We start from the raw sequence: 16725 nt of genomic DNA, 5'->3' as shown, positions 1-16725 counted from the left end.
CGGCGGTGGCGAGGGTGAGCACCATGGCCTCGGCGAGCAGTCCTTCGACGCCCTTGTGCAGCAGGTCGCCCGGCCAGTCCCCCTGCGTGATGTCGAGTCGGTACGGCATTCGGCACTCCCCTCCGCTGGCGCCCGGTGCCTTCGCGCCCCGAGCACGACTGAGCCGGGCGGGCGCCCCCGTCAGGGGCACCGCGCCCGGCTCACATGCTCCACCCGCCGTCCGAAACCGGACAAGGGGCCGACAGGTCACGGACTCAGTACTGCCGTGCCCCGGCCGGGGCGTAGCCGCGGCTGACCACCGGCGGCGCGCCCGGGCCCAGCAGGGGGCGCAGCGCGCTCGTCCGCATCCGGTCCACCAGCGGTCCGCAGCGTCCGGCCAGCGGCGACAGCAGCAGCGCCACCACGGTGCCGACGAGGGCGCCGACCGCCACGTCGTGCGGGTAGTGCACGCCGACCCAGACCCGGGAGGCGGCCATCAGTGCCGCGAAGACGGTGGCGACGACGCCGAGCCGGCGGCTGACGAACCAGAGCGAGACCGCGGCGGCGAAGGCGATCACCGAGTGGTTGCTCGGGAAGGACCAGTCCCCGGCGGCCGGGCAGGTCTCCAGCGCGATGCTGCCCTTGATCTGGGCGCACGGCCGGAGTTCCTCGACCATGCCCTTGAGCACGGAGTTGATCCCGTACGCGACGACCACGATCAGCGGCGAGGCCAGCACCCGCGCCATCACGGCGGAGTCGGCGCCGCGCGCCCGCCACCAGGCGTAGAGCATGAACAGCGCGAACAGCCCGAGGCCGAGCGCGGACCAGACCTTGATCACGTCGTCCAGCCAGTGCGGGGCCGACTGCGCCCACCCGTTGACCCGGGTGTAGAGGCCGCCGTCGATGCCGCTGCCGTCGTAGACGGCCAGGGCCCGAGAGGACATCACACGTCACCTCCGTGACGGCGCGCCTTACGGGCGCGGAACAGTTCGAGAACAATGGGGAACACGGAGACAACTACTACCAGACCGATGATCGGCAGCAGATATCGGTCGATGCCGGGAATCGAGGACCCGAGCCCGTACCCGGCCAGCACCACGCCGACCGTCCAGACGGCGCCGCCCGTCACCTGCCAGAAGGTGAACGAGCGGACCGGCACTTCGAGTACGCCGCAGAGCGGATTGAGCACCGTCCGGACCACCGGGATGAACCGGGCCAGCACGATCGCCTTGCCGTGCCCGTACCTGCCGAGGAGTTCCTCGGCCCGGGCGACGCCCTCCAGCAGGCTCCTGCGCCTCGTCCGGGCGAGCAGCGCCCGGCCGCCGCGGCGGCCGATCAGGTAGCCGACCTGGGCCCCGACCAGCGCGCCGACCAGGGCCGCCGGGATCACCTGCCACAGGTGGAGCTGCGGCCCCCGGGTGGCGCCGGGCACGCAGAGCAGGCCCGCGGTGAACAGCAGCGAGTCGCCGGGCAGGAAGAAGCCCACCAGCAGGCCGGTCTCGGCGAACAGCACCACGGCGATGCCCAGTGCGCCGAAGGCGGCGAGCAGCGAGGAGGCGTCCAGCACGTTCACCGCGAGGTGAGCGGCCGGATCGGCAGGGAACTGGAGCAAGGCTGGCGGACCTCCCGTACGTTGGGGGGCGGTTTCGCCGCGGTTCGCCGCAGAACCCGCCTGGACCGTCTACAGTGACGTAGACGGTCTACATGACTGTAGACGATAGCTGGAGGAAGCGCCGCCATGTCCGACGTACCGTCCGCCCGCCGGCCCGCCGGGGAGCTGGAGGCCGAGGTGCTGGCCGCCCTCTGGTCGGCCCGGCAACCGATGACGCCGCAGGACGTCCAGACGGCGCTCGGCCGGGACCTCGCCCGCACCACGATCGCGACGATCCTCGCCCGGCTGCACGACAAGGGGACGGTCGAACGCACCCGCGCCGGCCGGGCCTACGCCTACACCCCGACCGTCCAGGACACCGCGGGCCTCGCCGCCCGCCGGATGCACACCGAGCTGGGCCGCGAGGCCGACCGCTCCACCGTGCTCGCCCGGTTCGTCTCCGACCTCTCCGCCGAGGACGAGCAGCTGCTGCGCGCCCTGCTCGGCGACGGCGCCGCGGAGGGCACCCCGGACGGCCCCCGGGACGGCTCCCCCGGCGGCTCACCGGGCCGCGGCCCGGGAACGGCGGGCGCGCCGTGATGCTCGCCGTCTGGGCGCCGCTGCTGCTGCCCTTCCTGGCCGTCCCGCTGGCCCGCCGCCTCGCCGAGGCGCTGCCGCCCCGGGCCGCCGCCTGGCTGCTGGCCGGCACCGCCGCCGTCCTGGCCGGCGGCACGGTCTGCTCGCTCGGGCTGCTCGCCGCCGCCGGGCTGCTCCAGTTGCCCCCGGTCGCCGCCCTCGGCCACCTCTCGCTGCCCTGGCTCACCGCCGCCGCGCCGAGCGCCCCGCTCGCGGCGGCCGCGGCCGGCCTCGTACTGGCCGCGCTCGCCGCCCTGGCGGTCCGGACCGCCGGCCTCCGCCACCGGGAACTGCGGGCCGCCCGGGCCGCACTGCCCGCACTGCCCGCACCGGGCCCGACGGCCGACGGCCCGCGCTACGGCACCCCGGACTCCGACGTCCCGCGCCCCGACACCCCGCGCCCCGACCTCCCGTTCTCCGATACCGAGACGGCCGGTGACCGCCATCCGGACACGCGCCCGCGGAGCGCCTCCGTGCGCCGGGCGCGCACCCCGCACCGGCTCCGGCAGGCCCTGGAACGGCTGCGGCCGCCCGCCGAGCACCCGCTCACCGTGCTGGACGACGACCGCGCCGACGCCTTCGCCCTCCCCGGCCGCCCGCGCCGCCCCGGCCGGACCGGCGAGCCCGGCCGGATCGTGGTCACCTCGGGCATGCTGCGCGCCCTGAGCGGGCCGGAACGCGCCGCCCTGCTCGCCCACGAACGCGCCCACCTGACCGGCCGCCACCACGTCTTCCTCGCCCTGGCCGAGCACGCCGCCGACCTCCATCCGGCGCTCCGCCCGCTGCGCACGCCGCTCGGGTACCACCTGGAGCGCTGGGCCGACGAGGTGGCCGCCGCCCGGGTCGGCGACCGTGCCGTGACCGCCCGCGCGGTCGGCCGGGCCGCCCTCGCCGCGAGCCGCTCACCCTGGCCCGCCCGCCCCCGGCTGGTCGCCGCCGCCCACTCCGGCCCGGTCCCGCGCCGGGTCGCCGCACTGCTCCAGCCCCGCCCCTCCACCGCCCCGGCCACCCGGCTGCGGGCCGTCGCCCTGGCCCTGGCGGCCTGCCTGGCCCTGACCACCGGCGCCACCCTGGAGGCCACCGCCGACCTCCACCACACCGTCGAGGCCGCCCAGCACGAGCCCGGCACGGAACGCTAGAACGGGAGCGCCCGCCCGACGCTCCGGGCCGGACCGGAGCACCCCCGGACCGGCCCGGAACCCCGCGCCACGGAGCACCGCACCACCTCCGCACCACCTCCGAACGGTTTCCGTACCGACCGGTATGCGGACTTGGCAGACCCCATCCCCACATCCGCACCGCACCCGTACGCTTTCGTCAGCGCGTCGACCCCGACGCGTCCTCGAACGGCGGCGAGGAGCAACGCGAGTGCGGCAGACCGGACGGCAGTCCCGACGACCAGAACGCCGCACCCCGCCGACCGCCGCGGAGCTGGCCAAGGTCCACGAGCGGACCCTCGCCGACGCCGCCGCCCGCGAACTCGCCCTCCCCGAGACCGGCGGCCCGGCCGCGCCGGGCCGCCTCGAACCCCGCCCCGAGATCGGCGACTCCTGGGCCCGGCTGCGCCGCCTCGGCCTCGACCCCGACACCGGCGCCGCCGCCGTCCTGCTCGGCCCCGCCGAACTCGAGCAGCGCCGCCGGTCCAGCGGGCTGGACAACGTCGTGCCGGTGCTGCGCGAGACCCTGCTCGGACCGGTCGGCCAGGCCCCGCTGATCCTCGCCATCGCCGACGCCGAGGGCCATGTGCTCTGGCAGGAGGGCGAGCGCGGCCTGCGCCGCAGCGCCGACCGGATCGGCTTCGTCACCGGCGCCCGCTGGATCGAGGAGAGCGTCGGCACCAACGGGATCGGGGTCGCGCTGCGTGCCCAGCGCCCGATGCACGTCCACTCCGCCGAGCACTACCTGCGCAGCCACCACACCTGGACCTGCGTGGCCGCGCCCGTGCACGACCCGGCCACCGGCCGGCTGGTCGGCGCGATCAACCTCAGCGGCCCGGCCCACAACGTCCGGCCGTACCTGCTCCAGCTCACCGCCACCGCCGCCCGGCTCGCCGAGACCGAACTGCGCGCCCACCGGCTGGAGGCGCTCAACCAGCTGCGCACCCTGGCCGCCCCGCTGCTCGCCCGGGTCGGCGGCCCGGCCCTGGTGGTGGACGCGGCCGGCTGGACCGCCGCCTCGGCCGGGCTGCCGCCGCCCAGCCGGCTGCGCGTCCCCAGCGAGGGCTGGGCCCCGGCCGCGGTGCACTGGGTGCCGGGGCTGGGCGACTGCGTGCTGGAACCGCTCGCCGACGGCTGGCTGGTGCGCCCGGTCCGCCCGGCCGCGGACGGCGGGCCGGACGGCCCGGGCACGGTGAGCGCCGAACGCGCCGAGGGCGCCCGGCTGCGGCTCGACCTGCGCCGGCCGGACCGCCCCGAACTGTCCGTCCGGGGCGCGGCGGACAGCTGGTCGCACCCGGTCAGCCCGCGCCACGCCGAACTCCTGCTGCTGCTCGCCACCACCCGCGAGGGCAGCACCGCGGCGCAGCTCGCCCGGGCGCTGTTCGGCGACGCGGGGCGGACGGTGACGGTGCGCGCCGAACTGTCCCGGCTGCGCCGCTACCTGGGCGGCCTGCTGGCCCACCGGCCGTACCGCTTCGCCGACTCGGTGCTGGTCACCGTGGAGGGGCCGGAGGACCCGCTCGACCTGCTGCCCGCCTCCACCGCGCCGGCGGTGCGGCGGCTGCGGACGGAGCTGGTCGCGGGCCTGGTCCGGCTGCCGGGCGCCGGCGTCCCCGGACCGCCGGACGCCGCCCGGTCCGTACCGCCGCCGCGCACGGCCTCGTCGGCACCGGGCCCGGTGCCGGGCCCGCCGCCGCGCACGGCCGGGGAGCGGGGCGCCGGAGGTCAGCCGCCCGCGAGCAGGGCGGCCAGTTGGGCGTCGGTGGGGCCGCAGTCGCGCTCCGCCTCGGCGGAGACCAGCGCGTAGGTGCGGTCCAGCCAGGCCCGCACCCGGGCCCAGGAGGCCTCCAACAGGGCGCTGCCGTGCGGGGATTCGAGCGCCAGGTGCAGCGTGGAACCGTGGCAGGGGCAGTAGGCCGGCCACAGTTTGACGTCGCCCTGCCCGCTCAGGGCGTGCAGTCCGTCGCGGAGCAGGTCGCGGGAGAACACCCAGTCCGCCTCGTCCGGACGCCCCAGATGGAAGGTCAGCAGCACCTCGTAGGGGCGCGCGGCGTCGAAGCGGAACCGGGTGCGCACCTCGCCGACCACTTCGTCGCCCAGCGAGATCCGCAGCATCAGCACCTCCTCCACCGCCGCCGGGGCGGCGGTGGAGCCGCCCCCATCGCCGCCCGTGGGGGTGGCGGCGAGGGGGGCACTGGAGGCTGCGGACAGCGGGTCGGGCGACATGACGGTCTCTCCGGGAACGGCGCGGGATGCCATCAGCCTGCGCCACCTGCGGCCGGGCGGGCAAGGGTTGCAAGGGGGTTGCAACCGCTCCGGAACGCCCCGGCGGAGCCCCACCAGACCTACCAGACGGTTCGTCAACTTCGTTTCCTCGAACGGATGTCCGGAAACCGGAGGGATCCGGCCCGTGGTCCGTCCGGCCGCTGGTACGCTCTCCCCCTCCCGCGCGCGGGCCCGCGGCGGAACCGGCCCCGGGACGGCCGGATCCGGGCCCGGCGGCGGTGCGTGGGAGAATACGGCGACGCGACGGCGGCTTCGGGGAGGGAGGGGTCCGTTGGCTGTGCGTGGGGAGACCACGCGGGACGTGCAGCACGAGCCCGCACGGCAGGGTCGGCACGGGCGGCCGCGCCCGTTCGGCGGCCGGTTCCGGCTGCCCACCCTGCGCTTCTCCGGTGCCGCGATGGCGATGTCCACCGTGGTCGGCATCAGCATCGCCACCACCCTCCTGTTGAACGAGCAGCAGGGCATCGGCCGACGGGCCGGCGTCGCCCGGGTCGGCACCAGCCCGCCGCCCAGCCCCGGCGACACCGACCAGGCCGAGACGGCCTCGGACCGGACCACCGACGCTCCCCCGCCCTCCGGCCGCCCGCGCGGCCCGAAGGCTCCGGACCACGCCACGGGGCACGCCTCGGCGCACCCGTCCGGCCCGGCGAACGCGGCGGCCACCCCGCCGGCCGGCCTGCCCGCGGGCACGTCCGTCCCGGTCACCCCGTCCACCGGCGGGCAGGCCTCCGCCGACCACGACCCGCACTCCGCGGCCGGCACCCCGGCGGGCGGCCCCGGGGCGGGCGCCACTGCGGCGGGCAGCGCCGCGGCCGGCACCGTCGGGCCGTCCCCGTCGGCCCAACCGCCGAGCCCCGCAGGCCCGTCCGGCCCCACCACCCAGCCCGGCCCGCCCGGCCCCTCCGGCCCGTCCGGTCAGCCCGGCCCCTCCGGGCGGCCCAGCCCGTCCAGCGGGTCGCCCGGCGCCGGAACGGCCGACGCCGACCGGTCCCCGCGCCCGCCCGCGTTCCAGCCCGCCCACCCCGTCGGGCCCGTCGGCTCCGCGCCCGGCCGTCCGGTGCCGCCGCCCGTCCCCGTCACCCCGGACCGGGACACCGACGACCCCACCGACACCGGCACTCCCACCCCCGCCCCCGCTGCGGACGGCGCCGACCAGGAGACCGGTCAGGAGACCGGCCGGGGAGCCGACCGGACGCTGACCGGCACCGGTCTGACCGGCCCGGTCGGCCGGGACGGCCTGCGGCACGCCCTCGACCTCACCGTGACCGAGACGGTCACCGCACTCCAGGCCGAATTCCGCCTCGCCCCGGGCGAGTTGGCCACCGGCGGCGGCGCCGCCTGGACCGACCTTCCGGGCGCCGTGGTGACCACCCAGCAGGAGCGCGGCACCCTGGTCTACCGCTTCACCACCCCGCCCGGCACGGACGTCAGGCCCGGCCGGTACGGCTTCGTGGTGCGCGGCAGCCGCCCGGCCGATCTGGTCGGCCAGACCGGCCCGCTCATCGGCCCGCCGCGCAAGCCCGGCCCGCAGGAGAGCTGGAACGCCGCCGCCTTCGGCATCGACCACCCCCGCGCGGTCGCCGCACTCGGCGGCTTCGGCCCACTGCTGCCGCAGCCCGCCCACCCGTAGCACCGTTCGCCCGCACCGCACGATCCACATCAGCCGATCCGCACCAGGCAATCCGCATCAGGCGATGCACACCGGGCGCTGCACACCGGGCGATCCGATCGTCCGACGATCAGGCAGCTCACCGGGCTCATCCCCGCACCCCCGTTCGTTACTGTGGGCGAACCCCGGCCCGGCGCCCCCACCGGCCCCGGCCCGGGCCGTCGTTCCGGATCCGAGGAGGAGTCGTTGTCCACCGTCCTGACCCAAGGCGGCAATGCACCGCTGACCGCCACGCGGGTGACCGTCGAGGTCACCGCGCCCAAGGCGCTGGACGTCTCCGGCCTGCTGCTGACCGAGACCGGAAAGGTCCGCTCGGACGCCGACTTCGTCTTCTTCAACGCCCCGCACGGGCCCGGCGTCAGTCTGCGCCCGGCCGCCGCCGGGGCGCCGGACGCGATCACCGTCGACACCCCGGCCGTCCCGGCCGACATCAGCAAGGTCGTGGTCACCGCCAGCCCGGCCGACCAGTCCGCGACCTTCGCCGGGATCGAGCCCACCGCCACCGTCCGGGACGCCGACACCGGCGAGGTGCTGGTCACCTTCACCCCGCCCCGGCTGGGCCGGGAGACCGCGCTGATCGTGGTCGAGGTCTACCGGCGCGGCGGCAGCTGGAAGGTGCGCGCGGTCGGCCAGGGCTACGCCGACGGCCTGGCGGGCATCGCCACCGACTTCGGCGTCACCGTCGACGACTCCCCGGCCCCGGTGTCCACCGGTGGGGTGACCGTGCAGTTCACCACCCCGGCCGCCCCGCCGCTGCCGCCCGTTCCTCCGGCACCTCCCGTTCCTCCGGTGCCGCCCGTTCCGCCCGTCCCGCCGCTGCCCCCGCTCGACCCCCGGATCGCCCTCGCCACCACCCCGGCCATGCCCACCGCACCGCCGCCCCCGGCTCCCGTACCGGCCCCGGCCCCGGCTCCGGCTCCGGCCGCCGAGCGCCCCAAGGTCACCCTGGACAAGGGCCGGGTCAGCCTGGTCAAGGGCAGCTCCGTCTCCCTGGTGAAGAACGGCCGCCCCTTCCTCTCCTCGGTCCGGATGGCCCTCGGCTGGGAATCCGCCGCCCGCGGCCGCGACATCGACCTGGACGCCTCCTGCCTCGCCTTCGACGCCCGGCACCAGCGGCTCGAGACGGCCTGGTTCATGAAGCTGACCATCTTCAACGGCGCGATCTCCCACTCCGGCGACAACCTGGTCGGCGGTGACGGCGGCGACGACGAGGCGATCACGGTCCACCTGGAGGGCCTGCCGGCCGAGGTCCAGGCGCTGGTGTTCGTGGTCAACTCCTTCTCCGGCCAGAAGTTCACCGAGCTGCGGAACGCCTACTGCCGCCTGGTGGACGTCCGCACCGAGGAAGAGTTGGTCCGCTTCGACCTCACCCACTCCGAGCCGCGCACCGGTGTGGTGATGTGCAAACTGGTCCGCCGCCCCTCCGGCGAGTGGGAGATGACGGCGCTCGGCGAGTTCGTCGACGGCAAGACCGCCCGGGCGATGATCGAACCCTCCGCCGCCCTGCTGTAGCCCGCACTGTCACCGCCACACCCGCAGCGTCAGCCCTGCGCCCGAGAATTCACCCTCCTGAGGTCTCAAGTCGTCCACGGATCGACTCGATTGTCTCTCCGGGGGGTGAATTCGCATTTCTCCCCCGCACTCCCGCACCCGTGCACCCGTGGAGGAGAGACCGTGCGCCGCTTCCCGTCCCGCCTCGCCGTCGCCGGCACCGCCGTCGCCCTCGCCGTCGGCCTGACCACCCCCACCGCTGCCCAGGCCGCCGCCAAACCCGCCGTCCGGGCCGGCGCGCTGAAGTGGGCCACCCTCGGCGACTCCTACACCGCGGGCCTGATCGCGGCCGCCGGCGCCCTGACCGAGCCCCAGGACGGCTGCGCCCGCACCACCGGCTCCTACCCCGAACTGATCCGCCGCGAGCTCGGCCCCCTGGTCGACCTGCACAACCCCAGCTGCAGCGGCGCCACCACGCTGACCGTCTACGCGGACCAGCAGATCCCGCAGGGCCGCCCGCTCCCCCCGCTCGGCACCGACCCCAACGCCCCCTACCCGGCCGTCCCGCCGCAGCTCGACGCCGTCGACCCGACCGCCGACGTGGTGACCGTCCAGGTCGGCGGCAACGACCTCGGCTTCGCCCAGATCCTCAAGGACTGCATCACACTCGGCGCCACCAACCTCGGCCTGGGCACCCCCTGCAAGGACAAGTACGACGCCCAACTGCCGGGCCGATTCGCCCAGTTGCGCAACAACTACGGCACCATGCTCGGCGCCCTGCAGCAGCAGGCCCCGAAGGCCCGGGTGATCACCGTCGGCTACCCCCACCTGTTCCCCGAGGACGCCGGCCGCTGCCGCTACGGCGACCTGCTGCAGTTCGGCACCTTCACCCTCGGCGACCTCGCCTGGGCCCGCACCAACATCCTGGAGCCGCTCAACCTGGCCATCCAGCAGGTGAGTTCGGCGCAGCAGGACACCTACGTAGACCTCTACCCCGCCTCCGCCGGGCACAGCGTCTGCGACTCCGACCACTGGATCGACGGCCTGCTGAGCAGCGTCGTCCCGATCGAGTACGCCGTGGTGCACCCCAACGCCGAGGGCCAGGCCTTCATGGCCGCCCAGGTCGAGTCCACCGTCCTCAACAGCTGACGGAAAACCGGTGGCGCGGCCGGCAGCTGAGGATCATCCTGGCCCGATGCTCATCCGCGAAGCCACCCCCGAGGACTGGTCGGCCATCTGGCCGTTCTTCCACACCATCGTCGCCGCCGGCGAGACCTTCCCCTACCCCCTCGACATGCCCTCCGAGCTGGGCCGGGAGTGGTGGATGCACTCCGCCCCCGACCGCACGGTGGTCGCGGTGGACGACGACGGCCGGATCCTCGGCACCGCCACCATGAACCGCAACCGCCCCGGCAACGGCGGGCACGTGGCCAGCGCCAGCTACATGGTCGACCCGGCGCAGCACGGCAAGGGCATCGGGCGGGCCCTGGTCGAGGACAGCATCGACTGGGCCCGCCGGGCCGGCTACCGCGCCATGCAGTTCAACGCGGTGGTCGCCAACAACCACCACGCCGTCAAGCTCTACCGGTCACTGGGCTTCGAGATCGTCGGCACCGTCCCCGAGGCCTTCCACCACCCGGTCGACGGCTACGTCGGCCTGCACGTCATGCACCTCCCGCTCTAGGCAGCCGGCCTACTCCTCGATCGCCCCGCCGACCCGCCGCAGGTGCTGCCGGAAGCTGTACGACGGGTCGGCGGCCCGCCCCTCCAGGTACTCCTCGAACCGGGTCTGCTTCCGCAGGGTGTCCCCCGCCGCGATCCGCTCGGCCTGCGCGCGCTCGGTCCGGGCGATCCCCTCCGCCGTCGCCAGCACCTCCTCGACCCGGTCGGCCGGCACGAACAGCACCCCGTCGGCGTCCGCGAACACCACGTCCCCGACACCGACCCGGTGCGGTCCGAACCGCGCCGACTCCAGCGCCTCCGGCTCCTGCCCGTCCAGCCGCAGCGGCCCCAGCGGCAGCGCGCCGTAGCTGAACACCGGCAGCCCGATCTCCACCAGCTCCGGGGTGTCCCGGTGCAGCCCCCACACCACGATCCCGGCCACCCCGGCGGCCCGCGCCTCCAGCACCGCGAGGTCCCCGATGCAGGCCTCGTCGGTCCGCCCGCCGTTGTCGATCACCAGCACGTCCCCGTCGAGCGCCGCCCCGTACGCCTCCAGGAACACGTCCACGCTCCCGTAGTGCCGCACCGGCAGCACCCGCCCCGCCACCCGGGCCCCGGCCACCACCGCCGCCACCCCCACCGGCGCCGCCCGCACCGCCACCCCGAGCCGCACACAGGCATCCGCCACCAACGGCGTGGACAGCTCCGCGAAGGCCTTCAGCATCCCCAACTCCTCCCACCGAAACCGCAGTTGACCAGCACCGGAATCCTACGCCAGAACCGAACTCACACCATCGGGTGATCTTCATCCACCCTCGACCCCGCCTGCGCCCACCTCGCGTACCGTCTCCGACACATCCCGCCGAAAGGTCCTTCTTGAACGCCACGGACAGCGAGATCCTCCTCGAACTCTTCCTCGCCCTCGACACCCCCGAGGGCCTACGAACCGAACTCGTCGAGGGCGAGATCCTCGTCGCACTGCCCTCCGACGGCACGCACTGCCACATCATCAGTTGTCTGGCCGACCAGGTGTACAACGCCTCCGCCACCGACATGCAGATGTCCGGGTTCAAAGGCCTTCGCCTCCGATCCGACGAGCGCCATCCGCCGAACCACGTCATCCCCGATGCCACGTTCCTCCCCGAGGAGCTCGACCTCCTCAGGAACGCCCCTCCCTGGATGGAACCGGACGGCCTCGCCATGGTGACCGAGGTGACGTCCAACAGGCCCGACCAGGACCGCATCGCCAAGCGCCACTGCTACGCCCGGGCCGGCATCCCCCTCTACCTCCTGGTCGACCGCGAGAAGTCCCAGGTCAGCCTCTTCTCCAAGCCCCACCGCGACGAGTACACCGAGGTCCACCTCGCCGCCTTCGGCGAGCCCCTCGCCCTCCCCGCCCCGTTCGGGTTCGAGCTGGACACCAAGGACTTCCTCTGACCGGGCAACGGAACGGCCCGCACCCCCCGTCAGGGGTGCGGGCCGTTCCGTTGCCCGGGCGCCAGGTCAGCTACGGGTGGCCATGGCGCGCAGGAAGAAGGTGAGGTTGGCGGGGCGCTCCGCGAGGCGGCGCATGAAGTAGCCGTACCACTCCTGGCCGTACGGGAGGTAGACCCGCATGGTGTTGCCCTCTTCGGCGAGGCGCAGCTGCTCCTCGGGGCGGATGCCGAACAGCATCTGGTACTCGAAGGAGTCCCGGGTGCGGTTGTTCCACTGGGCCAGCTGGCCGGCGATCTTGATCATGTTGGGGTCGTGCGAGGCGATCATCGGGTAGCCCTCGCCGGCCATCAGGATCTTCAGCGCGCGGACGTACGCGAGGTCGACCTCGTGCTTGCCCTGGAAGGCGACCGACTCGGGCTCCTTGTAGGCGCCCTTGCACAGCCGGACGCGCGAACCGGGGCCGGAGAACTCGCGGCAGTCGGCCTCGGTGCGGCGCAGGTAGGCCTGGAGGACGACGCCCAGCCACGGGTAGTCCGCCCGCAGCTCGCGCGCGATGGCGAGGGTGGAGTCGGTGGTGGTGTGGTCCTCCATGTCGAGGGTCACCGTGGTGCCCGCGTCGGCGGCGGCCTCGCAGATGCGGCGGGCGTTCTCCAGCGCGATCTTCTCGCCGTCCACCGGCAGGAACTGGCCGACGGCCGACAGCTTGACCGAGACCTCGGCGCCGGCCGCGAGGCCGGTCTCCTTGAGGGCCTTGAGCAGGTGCTCGTAGGCCTCGGCGGTGCCGGCGGCCTGGGCCGCGTCCTGGGTGTCCTCACCGAGGTGGTCGAGGGTGACCTTGCGGCCGGTGGCGACCAGGTCGTCGGTCGCCGTGACGGCGTCGTCGAGGACGTCGCCCGCGACGAAGCGCTCGACTATCGCGTGGGTCGGGGGGAACTTCTCGACCACGGTACGGACCTGGGGGGACCGGGAGGCCGCGAGAAGGGCGGAACGGAGCATCGTGACTCCAGGAGCTGGTGTTTCCAAGGGTGGCAGAAAGAGCCGGGGCGGCGGTACGGGGGTGAGCCGCCGCCCCGGCGGGGCGGCGCCCGGCTGCGGGACCGGGCGTCGCGGGTGACCGTTGGCCACGGAACGAGCCGGATGGTCGAGGGGGCTGGTCAGCCCATGTGCGGGTAGCGGTAGTCGGTCGGCGGGACGAAGGTCTCCTTGACCGAGCGGGTCGACGTCCAGCGCGCCAGGTTCTGCTTGGCGCCGGCCTTGTCGTTGGTGCCCGAGGCCCGGCCGCCGCCGAAGGGCTGCTGGCCGACGACGGCGCCGGTCGGCTTGTCGTTGATGTAGAAGTTGCCGGCCGCGAAGCGCAGCTTGTGCATCGCGTCCTGGGCCGCCGCGCGGTCCTGGGCGATGATGGCGCCGGTCAGGCCGTAGGCCGACACGGACTCCATCTGGGCCAGCATCTCCTCGTACTTCTCGTCCTCGTAGACGTACACGGCGAGGATCGGGCCGAAGTACTCCTCGCGGAAGTACTCGGCGGCCGGGTCCTGGCAGACCAGCACGGTCGGGCGGACGAAGTAGCCGACGGAGTCGTCGTAGGTGCCGCCGGCCAGGACCTCGACGGTCTCGTCGGCCCGGGCGCGGTCGAGGGCGGCCTTGTTCTTGGCGAAGGCGCGCTCGTCGATGACGGCCGACATGAAGTTGGACAGGTCGGTGACGTCGCCCATGGTGAGGCCGTCGACCTCGGCGGCGAACTCGTCCTTGAGGCCGGCCCAGATCGAGGCGGGGACGTAGGCGCGGGAGAGCGCCGAGCACTTCTGGCCCTGGAACTCGAAGGCGCCGCGGGTCATCGCGGTCTTCAGCACGGCCGGGTCGGCCGACGGGTGGGCGACCAGGAAGTCCTTGCCGCCGGTCTCGCCGACGATCCGCGGGTAGGTGCGGTAGCCGGCGATGTTGTTGCCGACCTCGCGCCACAGGTGCTGGAAGGTGGCGGTGGAGCCGGTGAAGTGGATGCCGGCCAGCGACGGGTGCTTGAGCGCGACGGCGGAGACGTCCAGGCCGTCGCCGGTCACCATGTTGATGACGCCCTTGGGCAGGCCGGCCTCCTCCAGCAGCTGCATCAGCAGGTGCGCGGAGTACTGCTGGGTCGGGGACGGCTTCCACAGCACCACGTTGCCCATCAGCGCGGGCGCGGTCGGCAGGTTGCCGGCGATCGCGGTGAAGTTGAACGGGGTGATCGCGTAGACGAAGCCCTCCAGCGGGCGGTGGTCGCTGCGGTTCCACACGCCGTCCGAGGAGATCGGCTGCTCGGCCATGATCTGGCGGGCGAAGTGCACGTTGAAGCGCAGGAAGTCGACCAGCTCGCAGGGGGTGTCGATCTCCGCCTGCTGGGCGGTCTTGGACTGGCCGAGCATGGTGGCGGCGGCCAGGGTCTCGCGCCAGGGGCCGGCCAGCAGGTCGGCGGCCTTGAGGAAGATCGCGGCGCGCGAGTCGAAGGAGAGCGCCTGCCAGGCCGGGGCTGCGGCCAGGGCAGTGTCGATGGCCTCCTGCGCGTCGGCCTGGGTGGCGTTGCGCAGGGTGCCGAGCCGAGCCGCGTGGTTGTGCGGCTGGACGACGTGGATCTCGGTGCCGCCGCCCATCCGGCGCTCACCGTTGATCGTCATGGTCAGCTGGACCGGCTCCTGGCCGCCCAGCTCCTTCAGCTTGGCCTCCAGGCGAGCCCGTTCCGGACTGCCGGGGGCGTAGCTGTGGACCGGCTCGTTCACCGGCGCGGGGACCTGGGTCACAGCGTCCATAGAGCGCACGCTCTCCTTCGTTCGATGCGGGGGGATTGCCCGTGCGGGTCACACACAGGCCACAGCACGAACGCTATTCCTGCGCGCCGGGCCACTTGATTGGCCGGGCGGCTAAATTCCCCCGTACGGCGTTGTCCGGCCCGACGAAGGTGGTCACGCCGCGGTCACGGGCGCCCGGTCCGGCGGCCCGCCCCGCACCACCGGCCCCACCGGTACCGCAGACCCCATCGGCACGACCGACCTCACCGGAACCGCCGGCACCGCCGCCCCCGCCGGCACCGGCGGCACCGGCGGCCGACCGGCCGGGAGCGATCACGGCCGGGCCGCCCGGGACCCTGTCCGCCCGGCTAAAATCGACCGCACACCGTTGTCCGCCCGGATGAACAGACGGACCCGGCCGAACCGGATGAAGGAGGCCCGGCGTGACCACCCCCGGCCTCCCGCTCCGCCGACTGCTGATGTCGCTCGGCGAGCCCCTGGTCGAGCTCCAGGCCGCCCCCCAGGGCCTGGACGTCCCGGTGCGCGACGTCGCGATCCTGGACCCGGAGGATCCGCCCACCGCCTCCCCCGGCGAGCTGGTGCTCGCCATCGGCGCCCGCGGCCGCGCCGCCCTGCCCGCCCTGCGCGCGGCCGGCCGGGCCGGGGCCGCCGCCGTCGCCGTGAAGCTGGACGCCCCCGGCCAGGCCGACGCGCTGCGCGAGGCGGCCACCGAGGCGGGCGTGGCGCTGCTGTCGGTGCGCCGCGAGACCCGCTGGGAGCACCTCGACTCGCTGGCCCGGGCGATCATCGCGGGCCCCGACGTCCCGGACTCCCCCGGCGCCCCCGAGCCCAACGCGGGCGACCTCTTCTCGCTCGCCCAGACCGTCGCCGTGCTCACCAACGGCATCGTCTCGATCGAGGACACCTCCAGCCGGGTCCTCGCCTACTCCCGCTCCTCCGACTCCGACGAGGTCGACGACCTGCGCCGGCTGTCCATCCTCGGCCGTCAGGGCCCCGAGCCGTACCTCGCCAAGCTCCGCGAGTGGGGCATCTTCCAGCACCTGCGCGGCTCGGACGCCCCGATCGCGGTCGAGCCGCACCCCGAGCTCGGCCTGCGCCGCCGCCTCGCGGTCGGCATCCGGGCCGGGGCCCAGCCGCTCGGCACCATCTGGGTCCAGGAGGGCGCCCACCCGCTGGCCCCGCACTCCGAGCAGGCCCTGGTCGGCGCGGCCCGGGTCGCGGCCGCCCAACTGGTGCGCCGCCGCCGCGAGTTGTCCGCCGACGTCCGGCTCACCCAGACCCTGTTGACCGGGCTGCTGGAGGGCTCCACCGGCCCCCAGTCCCTGGCCACCCACCTCGGCCTGGACCTGCGCCGGCCGGCCACCGTCCTCGCGTACGGCGCGCACACCACCGAGGCGCTGCACCGCTCCGACGTCACCGGCCTGATCTCGGTGCACACCGCCGCCCGGCACCGCACCGCCCTGCTCGCCCCGATCGAGTCCCGGGTGTACGTGCTGCTGCCCGAACTGCCGCCCGGCCTGCCGATGAGCACCGTGCGGGGCTGGGCCGCCGAGGTGGTCACCGCGGCCCGCGAGCACCTCGGCATCCCGCTGCGCGCCGCGATCGGCTCGACCGTCGAGGGCCTGTCCCGGGTGCCGGACTCCCGCGCCCAGGCCGACCGGATCCTGGACGCGATGGGCCGCGGCGGAGTGGACCTGGACGTCGCGGCGCTGATCGACGTCCAGGCCGAGGTCCTGGTCAGCGAGATGCTGGCGCTGCTCCAGGAGCGCGGCGGCCTGCGCGACCCCCGGCTCACCGCGCTCACCGCGTACGACCGCCGGCACGGCACCCGGCTCGCCGAGTCCGTGCTGGCCTGGCTGGACGCGCTCGGCGAGGTCCGGGTCGCCGCCGACGCCCTGCACATCCACCCCAACACCCTGCGCTACCGGGTGCGCCGCGCCGAGCAGTTGACCGGCATCGACCTCGCCCAGCCGCAGCAGCGGCTGCTGGCGATGCTGCAACTGCGGCTGCCCGCGGACGAGTAGGTCCCGCGGG

General features: G+C 74.8%; 15 protein-coding genes. 9 read left to right on the top strand and 6 right to left on the bottom strand.

What is annotated here, in order from left to right; all coding sequences use genetic code 11:
• Positions 1 to 254 precede the first annotated feature (254 nt).
• Together AB0O91_RS04955 and AB0O91_RS04950 are read right to left on the bottom strand one after the other, a co-directional pair.
• Positions 255 to 923: a phosphatase PAP2 family protein gene (locus AB0O91_RS04955; protein ID WP_363427923.1), complete on the bottom strand. Its 669-nt coding sequence runs from the start codon at positions 921 to 923 to the stop codon at positions 255 to 257.
• Positions 923 to 1591 (bottom strand): DedA family protein, encoded by a 669-nt coding sequence (locus AB0O91_RS04950; protein WP_363427921.1) that lies wholly within the window; start codon positions 1589 to 1591, stop codon positions 923 to 925. The genes AB0O91_RS04955 and AB0O91_RS04950 overlap by 1 nt, the downstream gene beginning before the upstream one ends.
• A gap of 126 nt (positions 1592 to 1717) precedes the next feature.
• Here AB0O91_RS04950 and AB0O91_RS04945 point away from each other — a divergent pair, with 126 nt between their 5' ends.
• From AB0O91_RS04945 to AB0O91_RS04935, 3 genes are all read left to right on the top strand, one after another.
• Positions 1718 to 2170 (top strand): BlaI/MecI/CopY family transcriptional regulator, encoded by a 453-nt coding sequence (locus AB0O91_RS04945; protein ID WP_363427919.1) that lies wholly within the window; start codon positions 1718 to 1720, stop codon positions 2168 to 2170.
• Positions 2170 to 3345, top strand: coding sequence for a M56 family metallopeptidase (locus AB0O91_RS04940; RefSeq protein WP_363428203.1), 1176 nt, complete (start codon positions 2170 to 2172; stop codon positions 3343 to 3345). Before AB0O91_RS04945 ends, AB0O91_RS04940 begins: the two co-directional genes overlap by 1 nt.
• A 229-nt stretch (positions 3346 to 3574) precedes the next feature.
• A complete protein-coding gene (locus AB0O91_RS04935) occupies positions 3575 to 5170 on the top strand; it encodes a GAF domain-containing protein (protein WP_363427917.1) in 1596 nt (531 codons plus the stop codon).
• On the opposite strand, the gene AB0O91_RS04930 is transcribed toward AB0O91_RS04935, so the two are convergent.
• A complete protein-coding gene (locus AB0O91_RS04930; RefSeq protein ID WP_363427915.1) occupies positions 5089 to 5589 on the bottom strand; it encodes an SsgA family sporulation/cell division regulator in 501 nt (166 codons plus the stop codon). The two genes, AB0O91_RS04935 and AB0O91_RS04930, sit on opposite strands and share 82 nt — an antisense overlap.
• A gap of 331 nt (positions 5590 to 5920) precedes the next feature.
• On the opposite strand from AB0O91_RS04930, the gene AB0O91_RS04925 reads away from it, so the two are divergent.
• From AB0O91_RS04925 to AB0O91_RS04910, 4 genes are all read left to right on the top strand, one after another.
• The gene (locus AB0O91_RS04925) at positions 5921 to 7279 is read left to right on the top strand and encodes a hypothetical protein (protein WP_363427913.1); all 1359 of its coding nucleotides are present in this window, start codon (positions 5921 to 5923) and stop codon (positions 7277 to 7279) included.
• Between the two features lie 237 nt (positions 7280 to 7516).
• The gene (locus AB0O91_RS04920) at positions 7517 to 8830 is read left to right on the top strand and encodes a TerD family protein (protein WP_363428201.1); all 1314 of its coding nucleotides are present in this window, start codon (positions 7517 to 7519) and stop codon (positions 8828 to 8830) included.
• 162 nt (positions 8831 to 8992) lie between these two features.
• The gene (locus AB0O91_RS04915) at positions 8993 to 9958 is read left to right on the top strand and encodes an SGNH/GDSL hydrolase family protein (RefSeq protein ID WP_363427911.1); all 966 of its coding nucleotides are present in this window, start codon (positions 8993 to 8995) and stop codon (positions 9956 to 9958) included.
• 46 nt (positions 9959 to 10004) lie between these two features.
• Positions 10005 to 10493 (top strand): GNAT family N-acetyltransferase, encoded by a 489-nt coding sequence (locus AB0O91_RS04910; protein ID WP_363427909.1) that lies wholly within the window; start codon positions 10005 to 10007, stop codon positions 10491 to 10493.
• 9 nt (positions 10494 to 10502) lie between these two features.
• Here the strand turns inward: AB0O91_RS04910 and AB0O91_RS04905 are convergent, their stop codons facing one another.
• The gene (locus AB0O91_RS04905; RefSeq protein ID WP_363427907.1) at positions 10503 to 11195 is read right to left on the bottom strand and encodes an RraA family protein; all 693 of its coding nucleotides are present in this window, start codon (positions 11193 to 11195) and stop codon (positions 10503 to 10505) included.
• A gap of 152 nt (positions 11196 to 11347) precedes the next feature.
• On the opposite strand from AB0O91_RS04905, the gene AB0O91_RS04900 reads away from it, so the two are divergent.
• Positions 11348 to 11908: a Uma2 family endonuclease gene (locus AB0O91_RS04900; protein WP_363427905.1), complete on the top strand. Its 561-nt coding sequence runs from the start codon at positions 11348 to 11350 to the stop codon at positions 11906 to 11908.
• A gap of 66 nt (positions 11909 to 11974) precedes the next feature.
• Here AB0O91_RS04900 and AB0O91_RS04895 read toward each other — a convergent pair whose 3' ends face one another.
• On the bottom strand, positions 11975 to 12904 hold the full coding sequence (locus AB0O91_RS04895; protein ID WP_363427903.1) for a proline dehydrogenase family protein: 930 nt from the start codon (positions 12902 to 12904) through the stop codon (positions 11975 to 11977).
• Between the two features lie 158 nt (positions 12905 to 13062).
• Positions 13063 to 14691 carry an L-glutamate gamma-semialdehyde dehydrogenase gene (pruA, locus tag AB0O91_RS04890; RefSeq protein WP_350511644.1) on the bottom strand — a complete coding sequence of 543 codons (1629 nt, stop codon included), beginning with the start codon at positions 14689 to 14691 and terminating at the stop codon, positions 13063 to 13065.
• Positions 14692 to 15113: 422 nt separating this feature from the next.
• Here pruA and AB0O91_RS04885 point away from each other — a divergent pair, with 422 nt between their 5' ends.
• Complete coding sequence (locus tag AB0O91_RS04885; protein ID WP_363427901.1) at positions 15114 to 16715, top strand: helix-turn-helix domain-containing protein; 1602 nt, start codon at positions 15114 to 15116, stop codon at positions 16713 to 16715.
• The last annotated feature ends 10 nt before the right edge of the window (positions 16716 to 16725 follow it).

Source organism: Kitasatospora sp. NPDC089797 (genome assembly GCF_040684795.1).
Taxonomy (GTDB): Bacteria; Actinomycetota; Actinomycetes; order Streptomycetales; family Streptomycetaceae; genus Kitasatospora.
This window is presented reverse-complemented; position numbering and strand designations above follow the sequence as displayed.